This is a genomic window from Winogradskya consettensis, from assembly GCF_018332715.1.
Classification (GTDB): domain Bacteria; phylum Actinomycetota; class Actinomycetes; order Mycobacteriales; family Micromonosporaceae; genus Actinoplanes; species Actinoplanes consettensis.
On the sequence record NZ_BOQP01000028.1, the window covers coordinates 167723 to 183980 of the forward strand.

The 16258-nt window shown below is 66.0% G+C and carries 14 protein-coding genes; 6 read left to right on the forward strand and 8 right to left on the reverse strand.

All coding sequences use genetic code 11. The features are described from left to right. Positions 1–180 precede the first annotated feature (180 nt). Both Aco04nite_RS26130 and Aco04nite_RS26135 read left to right on the forward strand, forming a co-directional pair. A complete protein-coding gene (locus Aco04nite_RS26130) occupies positions 181–1098 on the forward strand; it encodes a tyrosine-type recombinase/integrase (protein ID WP_212999893.1) in 918 nt (305 codons plus the stop codon). 283 nt (positions 1099–1381) lie between these two features. Next, positions 1382–3772, forward strand: a complete 2391-nt coding sequence (locus Aco04nite_RS26135; RefSeq protein ID WP_212999894.1) for a DUF4062 domain-containing protein — start codon at positions 1382–1384, stop codon at positions 3770–3772. Positions 3773–4177: 405 nt separating this feature from the next. Here the strand turns inward: Aco04nite_RS26135 and Aco04nite_RS26140 are convergent, their stop codons facing one another. Both Aco04nite_RS26140 and Aco04nite_RS26145 read right to left on the reverse strand, forming a co-directional pair. Beyond that, positions 4178–4384, reverse strand: a complete 207-nt coding sequence (locus Aco04nite_RS26140; protein ID WP_212999895.1) for a hypothetical protein — start codon at positions 4382–4384, stop codon at positions 4178–4180. Positions 4385–4671: 287 nt separating this feature from the next. Continuing rightward, positions 4672–6993, reverse strand: a complete 2322-nt coding sequence (locus tag Aco04nite_RS26145; RefSeq protein ID WP_212999896.1) for a beta-L-arabinofuranosidase domain-containing protein — start codon at positions 6991–6993, stop codon at positions 4672–4674. A gap of 342 nt (positions 6994–7335) precedes the next feature. On the opposite strand from Aco04nite_RS26145, the gene Aco04nite_RS26150 reads away from it, so the two are divergent. Beyond that, a complete protein-coding gene (locus Aco04nite_RS26150) occupies positions 7336–7890 on the forward strand; it encodes a hypothetical protein (RefSeq protein ID WP_212999897.1) in 555 nt (184 codons plus the stop codon). Here the strand turns inward: Aco04nite_RS26150 and Aco04nite_RS26155 are convergent. The 4 genes from Aco04nite_RS26155 to Aco04nite_RS26170 form a co-directional block, all read right to left on the reverse strand. Then, positions 7880–9673, reverse strand: a complete 1794-nt coding sequence (locus Aco04nite_RS26155; RefSeq protein WP_212999898.1) for a sensor histidine kinase — start codon at positions 9671–9673, stop codon at positions 7880–7882. The two genes, Aco04nite_RS26150 and Aco04nite_RS26155, sit on opposite strands and share 11 nt — an antisense overlap. Then, positions 9670–10347, reverse strand: a complete 678-nt coding sequence (locus Aco04nite_RS26160; RefSeq protein WP_244876297.1) for a response regulator transcription factor — start codon at positions 10345–10347, stop codon at positions 9670–9672. Before Aco04nite_RS26160 ends, Aco04nite_RS26155 begins: the two co-directional genes overlap by 4 nt. 224 nt (positions 10348–10571) lie before the next feature. Continuing rightward, positions 10572–10967, reverse strand: coding sequence for a hypothetical protein (locus Aco04nite_RS26165; RefSeq protein ID WP_212999900.1), 396 nt, complete (start codon positions 10965–10967; stop codon positions 10572–10574). Then, entirely contained in the window at positions 10967–11524 is a 558-nt protein-coding gene (locus Aco04nite_RS26170; RefSeq protein WP_212999901.1) for a MarR family winged helix-turn-helix transcriptional regulator, read from the reverse strand. The genes Aco04nite_RS26165 and Aco04nite_RS26170 overlap by 1 nt, the downstream gene beginning before the upstream one ends. 128 nt (positions 11525–11652) lie before the next feature. Between Aco04nite_RS26170 and Aco04nite_RS26175 the strand changes: the two genes are divergently transcribed. Further along, positions 11653–12720: a DUF2855 family protein gene (locus Aco04nite_RS26175; protein WP_212999902.1), complete on the forward strand. Its 1068-nt coding sequence runs from the start codon at positions 11653–11655 to the stop codon at positions 12718–12720. A gap of 26 nt (positions 12721–12746) precedes the next feature. Here Aco04nite_RS26175 and Aco04nite_RS26180 read toward each other — a convergent pair whose 3' ends face one another. Then, on the reverse strand, positions 12747–13619 hold the full coding sequence (locus Aco04nite_RS26180) for an alpha/beta hydrolase family protein (RefSeq protein WP_212999903.1): 873 nt from the start codon (positions 13617–13619) through the stop codon (positions 12747–12749). Between the two features lie 143 nt (positions 13620–13762). Here Aco04nite_RS26180 and Aco04nite_RS26185 point away from each other — a divergent pair, with 143 nt between their 5' ends. Continuing rightward, the gene (locus tag Aco04nite_RS26185; RefSeq protein ID WP_212999904.1) at positions 13763–14401 is read left to right on the forward strand and encodes a GntR family transcriptional regulator; all 639 of its coding nucleotides are present in this window, start codon (positions 13763–13765) and stop codon (positions 14399–14401) included. Next, positions 14388–15401, forward strand: a complete 1014-nt coding sequence (locus Aco04nite_RS26190; protein WP_212999905.1) for a 1-aminocyclopropane-1-carboxylate deaminase — start codon at positions 14388–14390, stop codon at positions 15399–15401. The genes Aco04nite_RS26185 and Aco04nite_RS26190 overlap by 14 nt, the downstream gene beginning before the upstream one ends. A 33-nt stretch (positions 15402–15434) precedes the next feature. On the opposite strand, the gene Aco04nite_RS26195 is transcribed toward Aco04nite_RS26190, so the two are convergent. Beyond that, positions 15435–16115 carry an HAD family hydrolase gene (locus Aco04nite_RS26195; RefSeq protein WP_212999906.1) on the reverse strand — a complete coding sequence of 227 codons (681 nt, stop codon included), beginning with the start codon at positions 16113–16115 and terminating at the stop codon, positions 15435–15437. Between the last annotated feature and the right edge of the window lie 143 nt (positions 16116–16258).

The window sequence follows — 16258 nt, forward strand, 5'->3', positions numbered from 1 at the left end:
GCACCGGAGAAACCCCGAGCACCAGCAGGCGGTGGCACCCCGCGCCGCGGGTATCCGATCACGTCGCACAATGGTAGGAACTCCAGGGCCAGTTGCCGTCAAGCGGCGAGGTCCGGAACATCCTCATTTGCCGCTCTGGGCGTGCTGGCGTTCATCGTCGCTGGTGACGCACGGTGGTGTATGGCTGCCTCTCCCATCTCCGTGTCCGATGTCGTCTCTTCCGATCAACTCGTCGTGCGGGCCGCAGCGTCGGCCTTCCTGGGCCGCTACCGCGGCCAGACTCGTGTGCATACCGACTCCGACCTGCGCGTCTTTCTCCGCTGGTGCACCGACCAGGACCTTAACCCGCTGACCGCGCGCCGGGTTGATGTCGAGCGGTATGTGCGCTGGCTGCAGGAGGTACGCCGCTACCAGCCCTCGACGGTCTCTCGGCGGCTGTCGGTCGTGGTCGGCTTCTACCGGGTCTGCGTCATTGACGCCATCCTCGAACACTCCCCAGCCGACTACGTCCGCCGCCCCACCGTCCCGGCCGAATCACCAACCCTCGGCCTGGGACACCTGCAGTTCGAGGCCCCGATCACCACCGCCCGGCAGTCCACCAACCCGAACGACTTCGCCTTGATCGCGCTACTGGGCTTGCGCAGGCTACGGATCTTCGAAGCCTGCGGTGCCAGCATCACCGACCTGGGCGAGGAACACGGCCACCGCGTGCTGCGCGTCCACGGCAAGGGCGGCAAGATCGTCCTCGCCCCACTGCCACCCGCAGTGGCCCGAGCCATCGACCGGGCCGTCGGCGAACGCCTCAACGGGCCGATCCTGCGTAACACCATCGGCGCCCGGATGGACCGGCACGCCGCGACCCGCCGACTCAAGCACCTCGCCGCCACCGCCGGCATCCGGATGCCGAGAATGCACCCACACATGCTGAGCCACACTTTCGTGACCACCATGCTCGACGCCGGCGTCAGCCTCCGCGACGTCCAGATCGCCGCCCGGCACGCCGATCCCAAGACCACCATGCGCTACGACCGAGCCCGCAAGAACCTCGACCGACACCCCAACTACATCCTCGCCGCCTACATGGCCTCCGGCACATAACAGCGAGCGACGGACCAGAACGAGCGACTCTGCCGATGAGAGTGCGCCGCTGGCTGAACAAGGCGCTGCCATACCCTCCCGGGCGCACTGCTGTTCACGTCGGGCGAGCGGGGACTCGCACCGAACATGAACCCAAGTACCAACAATGCAATATGACTGCGGAGCTCGATACTGCGCACCTCCACGCTAAGGTGGCAAATGGCCGGTGCCATTAATGCGGCAGCAAGGCGAGTACCAGCACCAACTCACATGTTTAGCGTCAAGTCGACGCTTGGAGGATCAGATGTCCGAACTTTCCCGCAGCATGATGGTTTTTGTTGCTTCGCCGAGCGACGTAGCCGAGGAACGCGCCGTAGTGCGTCGTGCTGCGGATGCTGTAAACACTCTAATGGGCGACAGCGTGGGCGTAACATTGCAAGTGCGAGGCTGGGAGGAAGTTCAGCCGGACTACGGTCGACCGCAAGGGCTTATCAATCCGCTCGTGGAAAGGTGCGATATTTTCGTTGGGATTATGAGCCGTCGTTGGGGTAGTCCGAGTGGAACTCACACTTCGGGATTCGAGGAGGAATTCGAAGGCGCGTTGACTCGTCGTGTCACCGATGGCCAGTTGACTATTGGAATGTTCTTCAAAAAGGTCGGTCCAGAGTTCTTGGCTGACCCAGGGCCCGAACTGTCGAAAGTTCAAGCCTTCAAGAAGAAACTCCAGGACGAGCGGATTGTCCTATATCACGATTTCAACAGTGCGGAAGAGTTGGAATCCGCGCTCCTTAAGTTTTTTATGCGACAGCTCGTAACGGTTCGACAGATCGCAGGATCGCAGGCGCCTGAAGGGGCCGAGGTGGATACAGCGCCGGCTCCCACTCATACTGGCGCGGAATTTGACGATGCGAAGGCCCAACTCGGTGAGGTTCTGTCCAGCTTTAACAACCTTGTGGCAGGTCGGGTTGCAGGTTCGCTAGACGCGGACCGCTTATTGCTTTTCTCATTGTCAATCAACCGGGAGAAGGGGCTAATTCCAGCACATGCAGCCAATCGCCTTTATAAGAGGCGCGCAGAGCTAGCGCTCGCGGGTGGGGAGCGTAAGGCGTGGATGCGCAGCTTCGCCGCGGATGCGTCTAACTCGCGAAACACGGGTTGGGGTCGCACTATTCCCGGCTGGTATTTTATTAGGCCAAATACTGACGATCAGATCGACATTTTTGGCGAGAGCATTATGGAGGTAGCGATTGAAGGGAATGCTGCCGTTGCAAGTGGTGCCATTTTGTTGCTAGAGAACCTAAAGCTAAGGCCGGAATCTCTATGGATTCGTCGCCCAACTGGTGCAGCGTCTCCGTCCTCGCCTAAGCAGGATGTCGACGTATCAGAAGATCACCTAAAGATCGTGGGAAACTGGCAGAGGTTGATTGGAAGTGGAGGAATGGGCGACGGCATCGCGTCCTATCTTTTCACGATGGCAGAGACCGGTGATTCCACCTTCCTGCATACGCTCCAAGAACACTTCGTTGATCCAGACGTGAAGCTAGTGATCGCCGCGCTACTCGACTCCCTCGAAGGTCATTTTGACCCGCTGGTTGGCTTAATCGCCTTGCGATACCGGACGCCCGATTGGCTGCTGTCATCGCTTCTTCAGAAAATCTCCAGCCTGTCAACAGAGTCATTGGAGACGCTGACCTCGATATCGGCTGCCAGTACGCCCCTTCGCGTTGAAGCTTTCAGGGAAATAATCCGTCGTGGCGCCCTCAATTCATCAACTTTGCAGTCCGTTCTCAAAGTGGGCGAGGCTGACATTCAGGCAGGCATTCTCGATGCCCTGAGGCAACTCGAGTATCCGGCAATCGAGCTACTGGGTAAAATTGATGAAAAAGAGGTCAATGCTGACCTGAGATTCCTCCTAATGGCCTTGTCGAACAGTGTAGAATCGTTGCGTATGCAGATCAACACGCCCATTTCCGGATTTGACGCATGGGAGGCGTTAGCGTGGAAATTGGGTAATGAGTTTCGATCAGAGGCACGTGAACTGCTTGATACCGATGCTGCGCAGCTGACTGAACCCCTTGCCGGATTAGAAGGGGTGGAAAAAGTGAACGGCGTTCTCGAGTATCTCAAGGCTCGTGCTCGACGGGCGGCCATCAGCGTACTTGCCTCCCTGCCGCCGGAACATCGCGAGGAAGGCGACGTCGACCGCGTTCGAAACGAAATTGCGCGAGAATTTTGGCTGACTCATTTGGACGCGGTCGCCGCCCTGGCTGTGATGGGCGACTCGTCTGACATCGACCTAATTCTTGCGTTCGCCAAGGATATCTACCCCGAAGAAAAACGGCGTGACGTTATGACAAAATCCATCAGGTTTGGTGGCCTTGACTCGGCGCGTCGCCTATCGGATGATGACGATAGAATTAACGCACGTATCGGAGTGGCAACGCTCGCCGCGTCAGGAGATGTGACTGGGGAAGAGTTGATTGATCTCCTATACCATCCAGATGGTCCTATTCGCGTTATGGCGGTCGAGGGCCTGCGACGTCGATGGGACGTGGCTGACCTCGCGCGCCTTCTGGATGAATATGCTGACCGCACCGGCGAATCGCACTACTACAACGTCATCGCCGAGCTGGATCGCATCGTTTACGCACCGGTGCAGATTTCTAAACAAGAGGCTGTCGTGCCTCTGGCGTAATAACGATGCGGTCTGAAATGCCTATTTGTGGGAACAAGCTATTTCGCGAAGTGTGACGTGCACTCTCGTGCTGCAGATGGCAAATTCCTGCGTGCCGTAAAAACCTAAAATGAAATGAACGATTGTTGTCCCGGGAGCCCGGCTCGACTCGAACGTGGCAGCCACCCCTGAGTTCGGTGACGCGCACTTACCCGGCATCGCACGCGTTGGGCGGGCCTGAACGTCGATTTTATCGGTCTTCCCAAGGCCGGTACGCCGGTTTCACATCCTAAGCATGACGAAAGGCGCGCTCATCTGCCGCGATCCGCGCGTTCATCAATTGCTCCGGGGGCCGCCGCGCGCCGAAGCCGCCCCCGGAGCTTCAACGTTCACCGACTACGCGAGCGCGCAGGTAGGCGACGCCGTTCACCCTGGTTGCCCTTGAGGCCCAAAGTAGATGCCGAGGTCATAGCGCTCGTCTGGTGCAACACCGTGGATGTTCTCTTCGAATTGGACGGCCCCGATCTCGTACCTGCCGTCGTTCGCATTGCACCACTCGGCGGCCTTTGCAAACAGGGCACCTGGGGTGCTAGCGCTGAAGTTCACAACGGAGACATCCTTAGACTCGAACATCAGTCCACTTTAACGGGGCTGCGCATCGCAGCATACTGCCGAAGCGCCGCGAAGCGAGCCGGCATCCTCGCAGAGCGAGCCACAGCAGATACACTCATCTGCCGCGTACCGCACTTCGCACGGCCCGCCGTAGTGACTTACTGCAACATGGCTCTTGCTCCGCTCGCCCCGTGGCGGCAGCCAATGGTGTGCTGAGGGTGGTCACCATCGACAGAGTTGACAAACCATAGGACCGATCGGTCGGCGGCCGGCTCGGGTGGGGTGTTGCCCGGACCGGCCGCCGGTGGTCAGGCGATCTGGACCAGGCGCCAGTTGTTGTCGGTGCTGCCGTTGTCGGGGTCCTGGACGATCTGGGTGCCCCAGGTGCTGGAGGCGTTGAGGAGGGCCAGGAGTTTGCCGCTGTTGACGTTACGGATGCGGTAGGAGCCGTCGCTGTTGGGGATCAGGGTCCAGCGGTGGTCGGCGGTGCCGGTGTCGGCCCATTGCAGGACGTGGGCGTTGTCGGCGGTGGACATGTTCTCCACGCCGAGGACCTTGCCGCTGTTGACGTTGCGGAAGCGGACGGCGTTGCCGTCGGTGATGCGGACCCAGTTGTGGTCGGTGGTGCCGGTGTCGCCCCAGCCGACGGCCAGGCCGCCGTCGGTGGTGGACATGTTCTGGACGCCGAGGACGAGACCCGTGCCGACGTTGACCAGTTTGTAGGTGCTGGTGGCGCCGGTGTTCCAGTAGACGGTGTAGTTGAAGTTCTGGGCGTCGTGGAACGGGCCGATGTTCACGGTGGTGCCGTTCGCGGTCGCGGTGAACGCCAGGCTGCTGGTGCTGGTTCGGGTGATCGACGAGACGGTCAGCGAGGGCAGCGCGGACAGTGCGGTGGTGCCGTAGTTGCCGCACAGCACCGCCGGCCCGTACGTGATGGCCTGGACGTTGGTGTTGTCGTTGGCCGCCTTCATGATCACGCGCATCGGCAGGCGGAGCGTGATGGTGTCGCCGGGTGCCCAGGTCCGGGTGATGGTGGCGTAGCTGCCGGGGGTCGCGGTGACATTCTGGACGGTGCCGTTGACGCTGATCACCGGAGCGGCGGTCCAGGCCGGGATGCGTAACCGGATGCCCCAGGAGCCGCTCATCGTGCCGGACAGCGTCAGCGTGGTCGTGTCGCTGACCGGGTACGTCGTGGACTGGGTGAGGGTGATGCCGCGCTGGGTCCACGTGAGCACCGACGGCACGTACAGGTTCACCGTCAGGGTGGTGCCGTTGTAGAAGTAGATCGAGTCCGCCAGCTTGGTGTTGGTCTCGATGCCGGTGCCCTGGCAGCACCAGAAGCTGTTGTAGTCGGTGGACCAGGTGCCGCCGCCCCAGGCCGGGCCGACGCCACGCCGCCCGCCCGGGTTCAGCGGGGTGAAGTACGTGATGTGGCCGTGGCTGTCGGCCGGGTTCTGCGCGCCGATCAGGTGGTTGAGCAGCGCCCGCTCGTAGTAGTCGAAGTAGTCGGCGCGGTCCGGGTCGAGCAGCCACAGCTCGCGGGTCAGTTTAAGCATGTTGTAGGTGTTGCAGTGCTCGCAGGTGTCGTTGGTGAGGTAACCGGCGATCGCGTTCGGTGCCTTGAAGTGCTCGGCCTGGCTGTTCCCGCCGATGGCGTACGTGTGCGCCCCCGTGACCATGGCCCAGACGTTGCCGGCGATGTCGCGGTAGCGGGTCGTGCCGGTGGCCTTGTACTCGCGGGCGGCCCCCACCCATTTCGGGAGGTTGGTGTTGGCGTGCTTGCCGTTGAGCTGGTCCTGGTTGGCGGCGAGCGGGTCGAAGATCGCCGCGTGGTCGAAGCGTTTGGCGGTGGTGAGCCAGCGGGCGTCACCGGTCTGCTGGTAGAGATCGGTCAGCACGGCGTTCATACCGCCGAACTCGGTGTTCAGGACCGTCTGCATCTGGCTGTAGCTCAGCCGGCCGGTACGCCAGTCGACCCAGCCGGCCAGGCTCAGCAGCACATCGCGGGCCTGGGTGCTGCCCAGGTAGCGCCAGACGTCGAGCAGCCCGGCCATGGTCTTGTGGATGCAGTAGTAGGACACGGCGACCGGTGTGCCGGCCTCGACGGCGCTGACGTCGGACTCGGGGAAGCCGGACAGGTAACCGGTGTTGAACCCGGCTGCGGCGTTGTTCGCCTGGCATTTGGCCAGCTCGGCGACCATGGTGGTGGCCTTGTCGCGGCAGGTGGTGTCGCCGAGCACCGCGTACGCCTGCGCCCACGCGGTCAGGAAGTGGCCCTGCATGTGGCTGCGGAACGGGAAGTTCGGCGCGTCCCAGCCACCGTTGGCCGTGGCGCCGTTGGTGGACAGCTTGTGGTTGGCGCGGAACACGTACAGCAGCCGGTTCACGTCGACGAACCGCAGGTAGTTGAGGGTGCGGTTCTCGTTGTCCTGGAAGCGGCCCGCCGTCAGCCGTACCTGGTCCAGGTCGAACGGGTAGGCCGACACCCCGATGTCGGGCCGGGCGGGCGGGAGCACCGCCGCAGCGGCCGGGTTGGTCAGGAAGTCGGCGGTGCCGCCGACGGCAGCGGCCAGCGCACCGGCCCCGGCGATCTGCAGCAGTTGACGGCGGTTGAGGGATGAGGAGGACATGGGCGGACTCCAGCGCATCGGGGGGACGGGGATGCGAAGGCGGCTCGACGGTTACGCATACCTCGCCGAGCTCGCCAGGTGAACGCTAACAATCGTGTCTGGGATGTTACGGCGCTGCTGATGAGAGCTCAAGGAAATGGCAGTGAGACCGGCCCGGGCGCGATGATCGTTATTTCCTGGAAGAACAATTTGCGGTGACGGGAAAGTGTTACGGACGCCCGTCGTGAGGAGTCATAGACAACTGAAAATATCGCCGCGCAGCTTCAGCGGATAATGATCAGAGACCTGTCAGATCGCCGGCGTCGAACAGGCTTCTGACAATGATCACGAAGCATGTTCCTCATGCCACTGTTTCCCGCACTGCGCTTCGCCGTTCCCGTACTCGCCGCAGCCGCCGGCCTGCTCGGCGGCTGCTCAGGCAGCACCTCCGACTCCTCGACCGGCAGCCCGAAGGTCGCCACCCTGCAGAGCGCGGACGTTGCGGCCAGCCCTTCGACATCGGTTGACGACCAGCGCCCGCTGGTGCGGCTGGATGCCTCCGACGAGGAACGCGAAGACTCGATCAAGCTCTGGGCCGCCTGCGTGTTCAAGCTGGGCGGTCCCGGCTACGAGGATCCCCGGAGCCTGATCTGGCATCGCGGTGAGGCCAAGGCGGAGAAGATCCGCGTGGCATGCCAGTCGAAGGAGCCGGAGACCTACGAGCAGCGTCAGCAGCGCACGGACATCGCGGCGTTCCGCGACAACCAGCGTGAGTGGTACAAGTGCGCCAAGGAAGCCGGCTACAAGCTCACCCCTCCCGAGGAGGACGGCCAGTTCGGTCTCACCGAGGTCGGCCCGAACGGTGACTTCGGGTCGGCCAAGATGGAGGACTGCCGCAAGGAGGCGTTCAAGGAGTGAGCGGTAACCGCAGGCTCATGGTGGTGCCCTCACCCGGGCTGCTGCGGGCGGTGAGGGTCCCGCCGTGGGCCTCGGCCAGCTGGCGGGCGATCGGCAGCCCGAGGCCGCTGCCGCCGGTGGCGCGGGCCCGTGAGGTATCGGCACGCCAGAACCGGTCGAAGATCTTCGGCAGGTCGCCGGGGGCGATGCCGATGCCGGTGTCCCGGACGGCGATCGTCAGTTCGGTGCCGGTCACCTCGGCCGTCACCGAGACCGTTCCCTCCGGCGGGGTGTAGCGGATCGCGTTCGACACGAGGTTTCCCACGATCTGACGCAGCCGCACGGGGTCGGCGTTGATCACCGGGTTGCCCGGCACCCGCGAGGTGAGCGTGACCCGGCCCTGTGCGGCGACGCTGCCGTGGGAGTCGGCGACCTGGTTCACGACGTCGCGTACGGTCACCGGCTCGGGATGCAGCCGCAGGTTCCCGGCGTCGGCGGCGGCCAGGTCGCTCAGATCGTCGATGATGTGCTGCAGCACGATGGCCTCGTCCTGCAACAGGTCCAGCAGCGCGGGCTCGGCCGGCACCACGCCGTCCTGGGCGACCTCCAGCCAGGCCCGGATGTTGGTCAGCGGGTTGCGCAACTCATGCGCGATGTCACTGACCATCAGCCGGCGTTGCGCCTCGGCCCGTTCACGCCGCTCACCGAGGTCGTTGAGGGTCCGCGCCAGGTAGCCGATCTCGTCGTTACGGGTCACCGGCATGGGCACCGACCGGCTGAGCGGCTGCGCGGCGGCACCCGTCAGCGCCCGCAACGGCTGGACCAGCCGGCGGCCGGTCAGCACGGTGAGCACGATCGTGGCGAGCAGCACCGCCGCGGTGACCCACACGATGCGCAGGATGTTGGCCCGCGACAGGCTGAACACGGGCTCGTTCACCGCGTTGTCCGCATCGGAGATGAACAGCAGGGCGGGCGGCGCCACGTACGGGCGCAGCTGCTGCACCCGGGCCTCGCGCACACACGACCTGGTGCGGGTGTCGCTGACGTCCACGGTGCTGTCGGACCGGCCGCGCCGTACCGACTCGACGGTGAAGTCACGGCCGACGGAGATCTCGTCCCTGCCGGTCAGGCCCAGGCACCGCGCGGTCCTGCCGGCGAGATCCTCGAGCGCCACCTTCTCGGTGGTCGTGACCGCCCGCGTCTTGGCCGCACACAGCCCAGCCAGGCCGTGGGGATCCGCCACGGTCACCTGCACCGTGGGTCGCCCGTCCGGACCGTCGGCCAGGATGCCCTTGAGCCTGACGCCCTCCAAGCACGCCAGCTGGTCCTCGGCGGATCGGCGCAGCTCGGCATGCTCCTTCGCGGACAGCCGGTACGGTCCCCGCACACGCGCGTCGATGCGATCGGTGCCCGCGGTGAGCCCCTGATCCAGCCGCAGCGGGTCGACCATGGCCGAGGCACGCCGCGCACCCGGCGAGACCCACGACCCCGAGTCCGCGATGAGCTCGCGATCCTCGGTGGTCACCGTGATCCGCCTGCCGATGTCGGCCGCCCTGTCCTCGACCAGGCCCTGCACACCGGACCAGTCACGGTGCACGGCGGCGTACCCGATCAGCATGTCGTAGACGCTCGTGTCCTCGGCCAGGGAACGGCCCTGCTCCTGCCGGATGGCCCGGCTGGTGGTCTGGGTGGCGAGCCATGCCGTGGCGACGACGGCCGCCAGTGCGATCAGGACCGAGGTGGCCAGCAGCCGCCCCACCAGGCTGCGGTGCAACGGCACGCGGTGCGGGCGATCGCCGGTCATGCCGCGTCCCGGGAGAGCTTGTATCCCACGCCGTAGACCGTCACGAGCAGCTCCGGCGTCAGTTTGCGTCGCAGGTTCATCACGTGCACGTCGACGGTGCGCTCGGTCGAATGCCGCTCGATGCCCTTCGTGTGAGCCAGCAGCTGGGCCCGGGTGAACACCTGATCGGGGCGGCCGGCCAGCGCGGCCAGGATCGCGAACTCACCGGGCGTGCAGTCGACGGGCGTCCCGGCGTACTCGACGTGGTGCCGTCCCGGATCCACCACGAGGCGCCCGACACTCGTCATCCGGCCGGTCGGCGGCAGTCCGGTGTGCCGGCGGCGCAGCAGGGTCCGCACCCGGGCCACGAGTTCGCGCGGGCTGTACGGCTTGGTGAGGTAGTCGTCGGCGCCCACGTCGAGCCCGATGAGCATGTCGTCCTCACTGGTCCGTGCGGTCAGCATCAGCACCATCACATCGCTGTCGCGGCGCAGTGCCCGGCACACCTCCAACCCGTTGAGCTCGGGCATCATCAGGTCGAGGATCAGCAGATCCGGTGGCTGGCGCCGGGCCTGGGCGAGCGCGGACCGCCCGTCGTGCACCACCGCGACCGCATGCCCCGCCGCCTGCAGGCAGTGCCGCAGAACCTCGGCCTGCCGCCGGTCATCTTCCGCCACGAGGACATGAGCGCACACGACGGCGACTATAGGGCGGCGCCGCGACCGGGCAGCAAAACCTGACAACTTCCTGATCATTGCCGGTCCGGAGCGGGGATGTCCTCATCCTGGTCCTCCGCCGTCGCCCGGGACGATCTCCGGCAGACCACCGTCCTGGAAAATAGCTGCCCGGGCCACGGGGGTCGGCGCCGCGGTGGGGGCTGCCGCCGGTGCCGTAGCTCGCCCGTGCGTTGCACGGTTGGTCAATCGGAGGCAGTTCCGGGTTGACCGGCTGCTGCCATGATCGAGTGCCAGCGTGTGGCGTCGAAGATCAGGGTGATCGACTCGATCCGGTTGTCGCGCAACGTGAAGTGTTCAGCGGTGCGTTGTGTGCCGACCGGAGTGGCGGTGTGTACGTCGTAGACGAGGGTGGCTTCGGACTCGCCGTACAGATCGCTGATCATTTCGACCCCGGTGACCACCTGGAGGAAGCCGGGGAGGTCGGCCAGGTGACCGGCGGCGTCGCCGGAACTGATCAGTGGGCTCTGAAAGGTGAACGTGTCAGCGAGCTGGGCGGTTGCGGTGGTGATGTCCCCGCCGAACCTGGCCTGGTGGTACGCCTGGACAGTCTGCCGGGTGCGGTCGGTCGTGGTGGTCATTAGGTCTGTTCCTCCAGATAGCGGGCCAGGTGCTGCTGGTTCTGCGTGACGCGCAGGCAGAGGTGCCGCAGCAGCGTCGTCTCGGCGGGGGTGAATCCTTGGAAGAGGGCTGCCATGGCGGCCTGGGTGGGCTGGCGGAAATCGTCGAGCCACGTCGTTCCCAGGGACGTGATCCGGGCGAGGACGGACCGCCGGTCATGGGGTGCCGGGGTTCGGTGGGCCAGCCCGCTGCCTTCGAGGGTGTCCATCAGGCCGGTCACGTTCCTGGAGCTCACCCCGGTGGAGCGGGCCAGGTCCTTGATGCTGATGCCGTCCTGGTTCTCGCTGAGGCGGATCAAAACGTCCAGCGCCCCGGGGCTCAGTCCGCGGTTGCCCGTACCCCGGGATTGCAGGCGTTCGAGACCGCGGGCGGCGGTGCGCAGGGCGGCGGCGGCTTCGAAGGGCCCGGTGTCATCGCCGCGCGTGAATCGGGTGAGCGTGGCTCTGATTCGTGGGTCGAACAGCAGATCGTCCGAATCGCGGGTGAGGCTCTCCTCGATGTTACCTACATCCTTCATAGTGAAGCAGTACTTTAGTACGTACTTCTCTATCTGTCACGCGCCTGTGCTCACGTGATCGTCCGCCTGTGACTTTTTGCATCACGAGTGCAATTGTTTCGTGGGGCAAGGGTGTTTAGCGTCGAGGGATGTCCTCGTCCTGGTCCTTCGCTGTTGCCCGTGACGATCTCGAGCAGACCACGGTCGTCGAGAAAGAGCTGCCCGAGCCGGCCGGGGGAGAGGTGCTGCTGCGGGTCGACCGGGTCGGGCTCACCGCCAACAACGTGACGTACGCCGTGCTCGGGGACGCCATGCGCTACTGGGAGTTCTTCCCGCCCGAGCCGCGCGGGCTGGCGCCGCAGTGGGGGCTGCCGCCGGTCTGGGGCTTCGCTGACGTGGTCGCGTCCACTGTGCCCGAGGTTGTCGTGGGGCAGCGGGTCTACGGTTACCTGCCGCCCGCCGGTCATCTCGTCGTGCGACCGGAGCGGGTCGACGGGCAGGGGTTCCGGGATGCCAGCGAGCATCGGGCCGGACTGCCGTCGCCGTACAACGCGTACCGCGCGACCAGCGGTGACCCGGTGTACCGCGCCGACGAGGAAGATCTGCTGACGCTGTTCCGGCCGTTGTTCTTCACCTCGTTCATGCTGGCCGATCAGATCATCGACAACGATTGGTACGGCGCCAGCGCACTGGTGTTCTCGTCCGCGTCGAGCAAGACCGCGTATGCCGCCGCTGCCGAGTTGGCGGGGCGTGGTCCTCGGCTGGTGGGGCTCACGTCGGCGGGGAACGTCGAGTTCACCCGGTCACTGGGGTGTTATGACGACGTGGTTCCGTACGCGGAGATCAATGAATTGGCCGTTGAATCGGTTGTCTATCTTGATCTGTCCGGGGATCCGGGGACCCGTGCCGCAATGCGGGCGCGGCTGGGTGATCGGCTTGTGCGCGACATCGCTGTGGGGCTGACCACGCAGACTCCGAACATGGAGGCGGCGGGGGAGGTGTTCTTCGCGCCGGTGCAGATGCGGAAGCGGCGTGAGGACTGGGGGCGTGACGGGCTCGATCAGCGGTTCGCCGAGGCGTGGCGGCGGTTTGCTGATATTGCGGGTGCGCGCCTTGAGGTGCGTACCGGTAAAGGGCCTGAGGGTTTGCGGCACGCCTGGCTCGAGGTCCTCGGTGGGCGGACGCCGCCGCGGGCCGGCCACGTCATCGAGATGTGACGGGTGGCCGGCCCGGACGTCGGTTCTCAGCAGGCGTTCGTGCGGAAGCTCGAGATGGCTGAGCCGGTGAAGCCGCAGGTGAACGTGGTGAAGCGGGTGTCGTTGTTGATCCAGCGCTTGAACCAGGACACGATCATCCGCGACAGCGACGGGTTGTCGCTGTTCGGGAAGAAGTGGCTGGCGCCGGCGAGCTCGACGTACGACTTCGGGCCGGCGAGGCTGTTGTAGAACGGGATCGAGTGGCTGGAGACCGGCGCGACGCTGTCGGACTGGCCGCCGACGATCGCGACCGATTCGGTGACCTCCGGCCAGCTCTGGTCGCTGTTCCACGGCGCCATCGGCACGGCGGCCTTGATCCTGCCGCTCGTGTCGGCCTTGAGGGCCTCGAGTGAGCCGCCGCCGCCCATCGACCAGCCCGCGACCCCCTGGCGGTTCGCGTCGACGCGCGACCGAACCGTCGTCGGTGAGGTGTTGACCGCCCAGGTGAGCGCGGCGCGCAGCTGGCTACCGCGGCTGGCCGGCTGGTCGTAGATCGAGTTGGTCTCGATACCCACGACGACGAAGCCCCAGGAGGCCAGCCGGGGGCCGAGCCAGCTGATGCTGGACCAGTACGACAGGTAGCCGGGCACCACGGCGATCACCGGGTAGGTGCCGGCGGTGCTCGGATAGTAGACCTGACCACCGCGGAAGCCGGACGGGCTGCTGACGGAGGTCGATGCGGTGGCGAAGCTGCCGTTGCCGGTGATGGTGGCGGCGGTCGGCGCTGAGCCGATCTCGTCGGCGTGCGCCGGTGAGGCGACGGCGACGGCTCCGACGCCGAGCCCGATGGTGAGCAGGACTGTCGTGGCGAGCCTTGCGGCACGGTCACGCAGCTGACGGTGAGGCCGGTGAGTGGTCAAGACCTGAACTCCTTCGCCCGGTGAGGCGGACGCCGCCGGGAGCGGCGGGTCAGCTCATGGAAACCCTCCCGGCGCGGATGCGCATCGGCGAAATCACCAGCGACGTCTTGCCCATCCCGTCGTTGACATCTAACATTTCAGTCGTGGAGAAGGTCGGACGGAACCTGCTGCGTGACGCCGCGTACGAGCGACTGCGCGCCGCGATCGTGGACGGCACCCTCGAACCGGGCGTCGTGCTGCGCAGCGACGACATCGCCGAACGGCTCGGGCTGTCGAAGGCGCCGATCCGCGACGCCCTCGGCCGGCTCGCCAGCGAGGGCCTCGTCGAGAGCAAACCGCAGAGCTTCACCCGCGTGACACCCCTGGTCGAGAAGGACGTCCGCGACGCCGCCGCGGTCGTCGGCGCCATGCACGACCTGGCACTGCGGTCCGTCACGCTCACCCCCGAACAGCTCGACCGGATGCGGACGGCCGGCGCGCACTTCGCCGCAGCCGTCCGCGCCGGAGACCTCGACGCGGCCCTCGACGCCGACGACGCCCTGCACGCCGTGCCCGTGCTCGCCTGCGGCAACGCCGCCGCGGCGATGACCATCGAACGCTTCACCCCGCTGATCCGCCGGGCCGAACGGCTGCTGTGGGCATCCCCGCACGGCGAGCGGTCGGTGCGCCAGCACGACGAGCTCATCACCGCCCTGTCCAATCAGGACGACGATCTGGTGATCGCCGTCAACCGCACCATCTGGGGCCGAATCCACCAGGGAGACAACCGTGCCACTGACTGACTTCGACCGCTATCCGCTGCTGTTCGGCCCCTCACCCGTCCACAAGCTCGAGCGCCTCACCCGCCACCTCGGCGGCGCCGCGCTCTGGGCCAAGCGGGAGGACTGCAACTCCGGCATCGCGTTCGGTGGCAACAAGACCCGCAAACTCGAGTACCTAGTCGCGGACGCCCTCGCGCAGGGCTGCGACACGCTCGTCTCGATCGGCGGGGTGCAGTCCAACCACACCCGCCAGGTCGCGGCCGTCGCGGCGTACGCCGGGATGAAGTGTGTGCTCGTGCAGGAGAGCTGGGTCGACTGGCCCGACAGCGTCTACGACAAGGTCGGCAACATCCTGATCAGCAGGCTCGCCGGCGCCGACGTCCGCCTCGTCAAGGCCGGGTTCGGCATCGGGTTCAAGGAGAGCTGGGACCTCGCCCTCGCCGAGGTCGAGGCATCCGGCGGCAAGCCGTACGCGATCCCCGCCGGCGCCTCCGACCACCGCCTGGGCGGGCTGGGCTTCGCCGGCTGGGCCGCCGAGGTCGCCCAGCAGGAGACCGACCTCGGCATCTTCTTCGACACGATCCTGGTCTGCTCGGTCACCGGCAGCACCCAGGCCGGAATGATCGCCGGGTTCGCCGCACTCGGCGACGACCGCCCCCGCCGGGTCCTGGGCATCGACGGCTCGGCCAAACCCGTCGAGACCCGTGACCAGGTCGCCCGGATCGCCCGCGCCACCGCCGCCCTGATCGGCGTCGACCGCGACCTCACCGAGGACGAGATCCTGCTCGACGACCGCTACCACGCCGGCACCTACGGCATCCCCGACGAGGCGACCATCGAGGCAATGAAGCTCGGCGCCCGCACCGAAGGCATGGTCACCGACCCGGTCTACGAGGGCAAGAGCCTGGCCGCGGCCATCGACCTCATCTCCCGCAAGGAGATCCCCGCCGATTCCACCGTGCTGTACGCGCACCTCGGCGGGCAGGTCGCGTTGAACGGCTACTCCGCGCTGTTCTCCTGACCGGATCGTCAGGCGCGTCCCCTGACCGGATTGTCAGGCGCGGAGCAGGCCGGGCAGCTGCGACATGTCGGTGAAGACGAGGCCGGCACCGGCGGCGCGCAGGTCCTCCGGCGCCGCGTGGGTGGGGCTCACCGGGGCGAACCCGAACACGGTCGCCCCCGCGGCCACCCCGGCGGTGACGCCGGCGACGGAATCCTCGATCACGACGGCCGTCGCCGGGTCCACCGACAACGCCTCGGCGGCGGCGAGATAGACATCCGGGAAGGGTTTGGTCCGGGGCATCTCCGCGCCGCTGAAGACGCGGCCGCCGAACAACCCGGTCAGCCCGGCGATCGCCAGCTGCATCTCCACCTTGCCGCGGTCCGCCCCGGTCACGCAGGCGAAACGGTCGCCCATGAGGGCCGCCACGGCCTGGACTGCTTCCAGGGCCCCGGGGATCGGGAGGAGACCCGATCGCAGGGCGGCATTGCGCCGGCCGCGGAAGTCGGCCAGCCAGGTCTCGTCGATGCGGAACCCGGTGTGCCGGTGGATCACCTCCCACTCGTCCCTGAGCGCCCGGCCGATGAACAGGGCGATGGACTCCCGCTCGGAGATATCCCACCCGAGCTCGATCAACATGGTCCGCAGGACACCGTTCGTGATCGGCTCGGAGTCGACGAGCACGCCGTCACAATCGAAGAACACGGCCGAGAAACGCGGCGTCGAGGAGGTCACGGCCGGAAACTGTACCGGAGGCACGCCGTCGGTCGGCCGGTTCACAGCGTCGACGGTTCCTGCGCTTCTGTTCCTGATCCTGCTCGCCGGGGGATTGAGCGCGATGTCGCGCGGCAGGTAAGGGGCAGTGGACGCCGTGACGT

Coding starts and splice junctions, on each gene's coding strand:
- Aco04nite_RS26140 (WP_212999895.1), bottom strand. CDS start 4,384: ATGTTCGAGTCTAAGGATGTCTCCGTTGTGAACTTCAGCGCTAGCACC.
- Aco04nite_RS26150 (WP_212999897.1), top strand. CDS start 7,336: ATGCCACTGTTTCCCGCACTGCGCTTCGCCGTTCCCGTACTCGCCGCA.
- Aco04nite_RS26175 (WP_212999902.1), top strand. CDS start 11,653: ATGTCCTCGTCCTGGTCCTTCGCTGTTGCCCGTGACGATCTCGAGCAG.
- Aco04nite_RS26165 (WP_212999900.1), bottom strand. CDS start 10,967: ATGACCACCACGACCGACCGCACCCGGCAGACTGTCCAGGCGTACCAC.
- Aco04nite_RS26130 (WP_212999893.1), top strand. CDS start 181: ATGGCTGCCTCTCCCATCTCCGTGTCCGATGTCGTCTCTTCCGATCAA.
- Aco04nite_RS26145 (WP_212999896.1), bottom strand. CDS start 6,993: ATGTCCTCCTCATCCCTCAACCGCCGTCAACTGCTGCAGATCGCCGGG.
- Aco04nite_RS26170 (WP_212999901.1), bottom strand. CDS start 11,524: ATGAAGGATGTAGGTAACATCGAGGAGAGCCTCACCCGCGATTCGGAC.
- Aco04nite_RS26155 (WP_212999898.1), bottom strand. CDS start 9,673: ATGACCGGCGATCGCCCGCACCGCGTGCCGTTGCACCGCAGCCTGGTG.
- Aco04nite_RS26135 (WP_212999894.1), top strand. CDS start 1,382: ATGTCCGAACTTTCCCGCAGCATGATGGTTTTTGTTGCTTCGCCGAGC.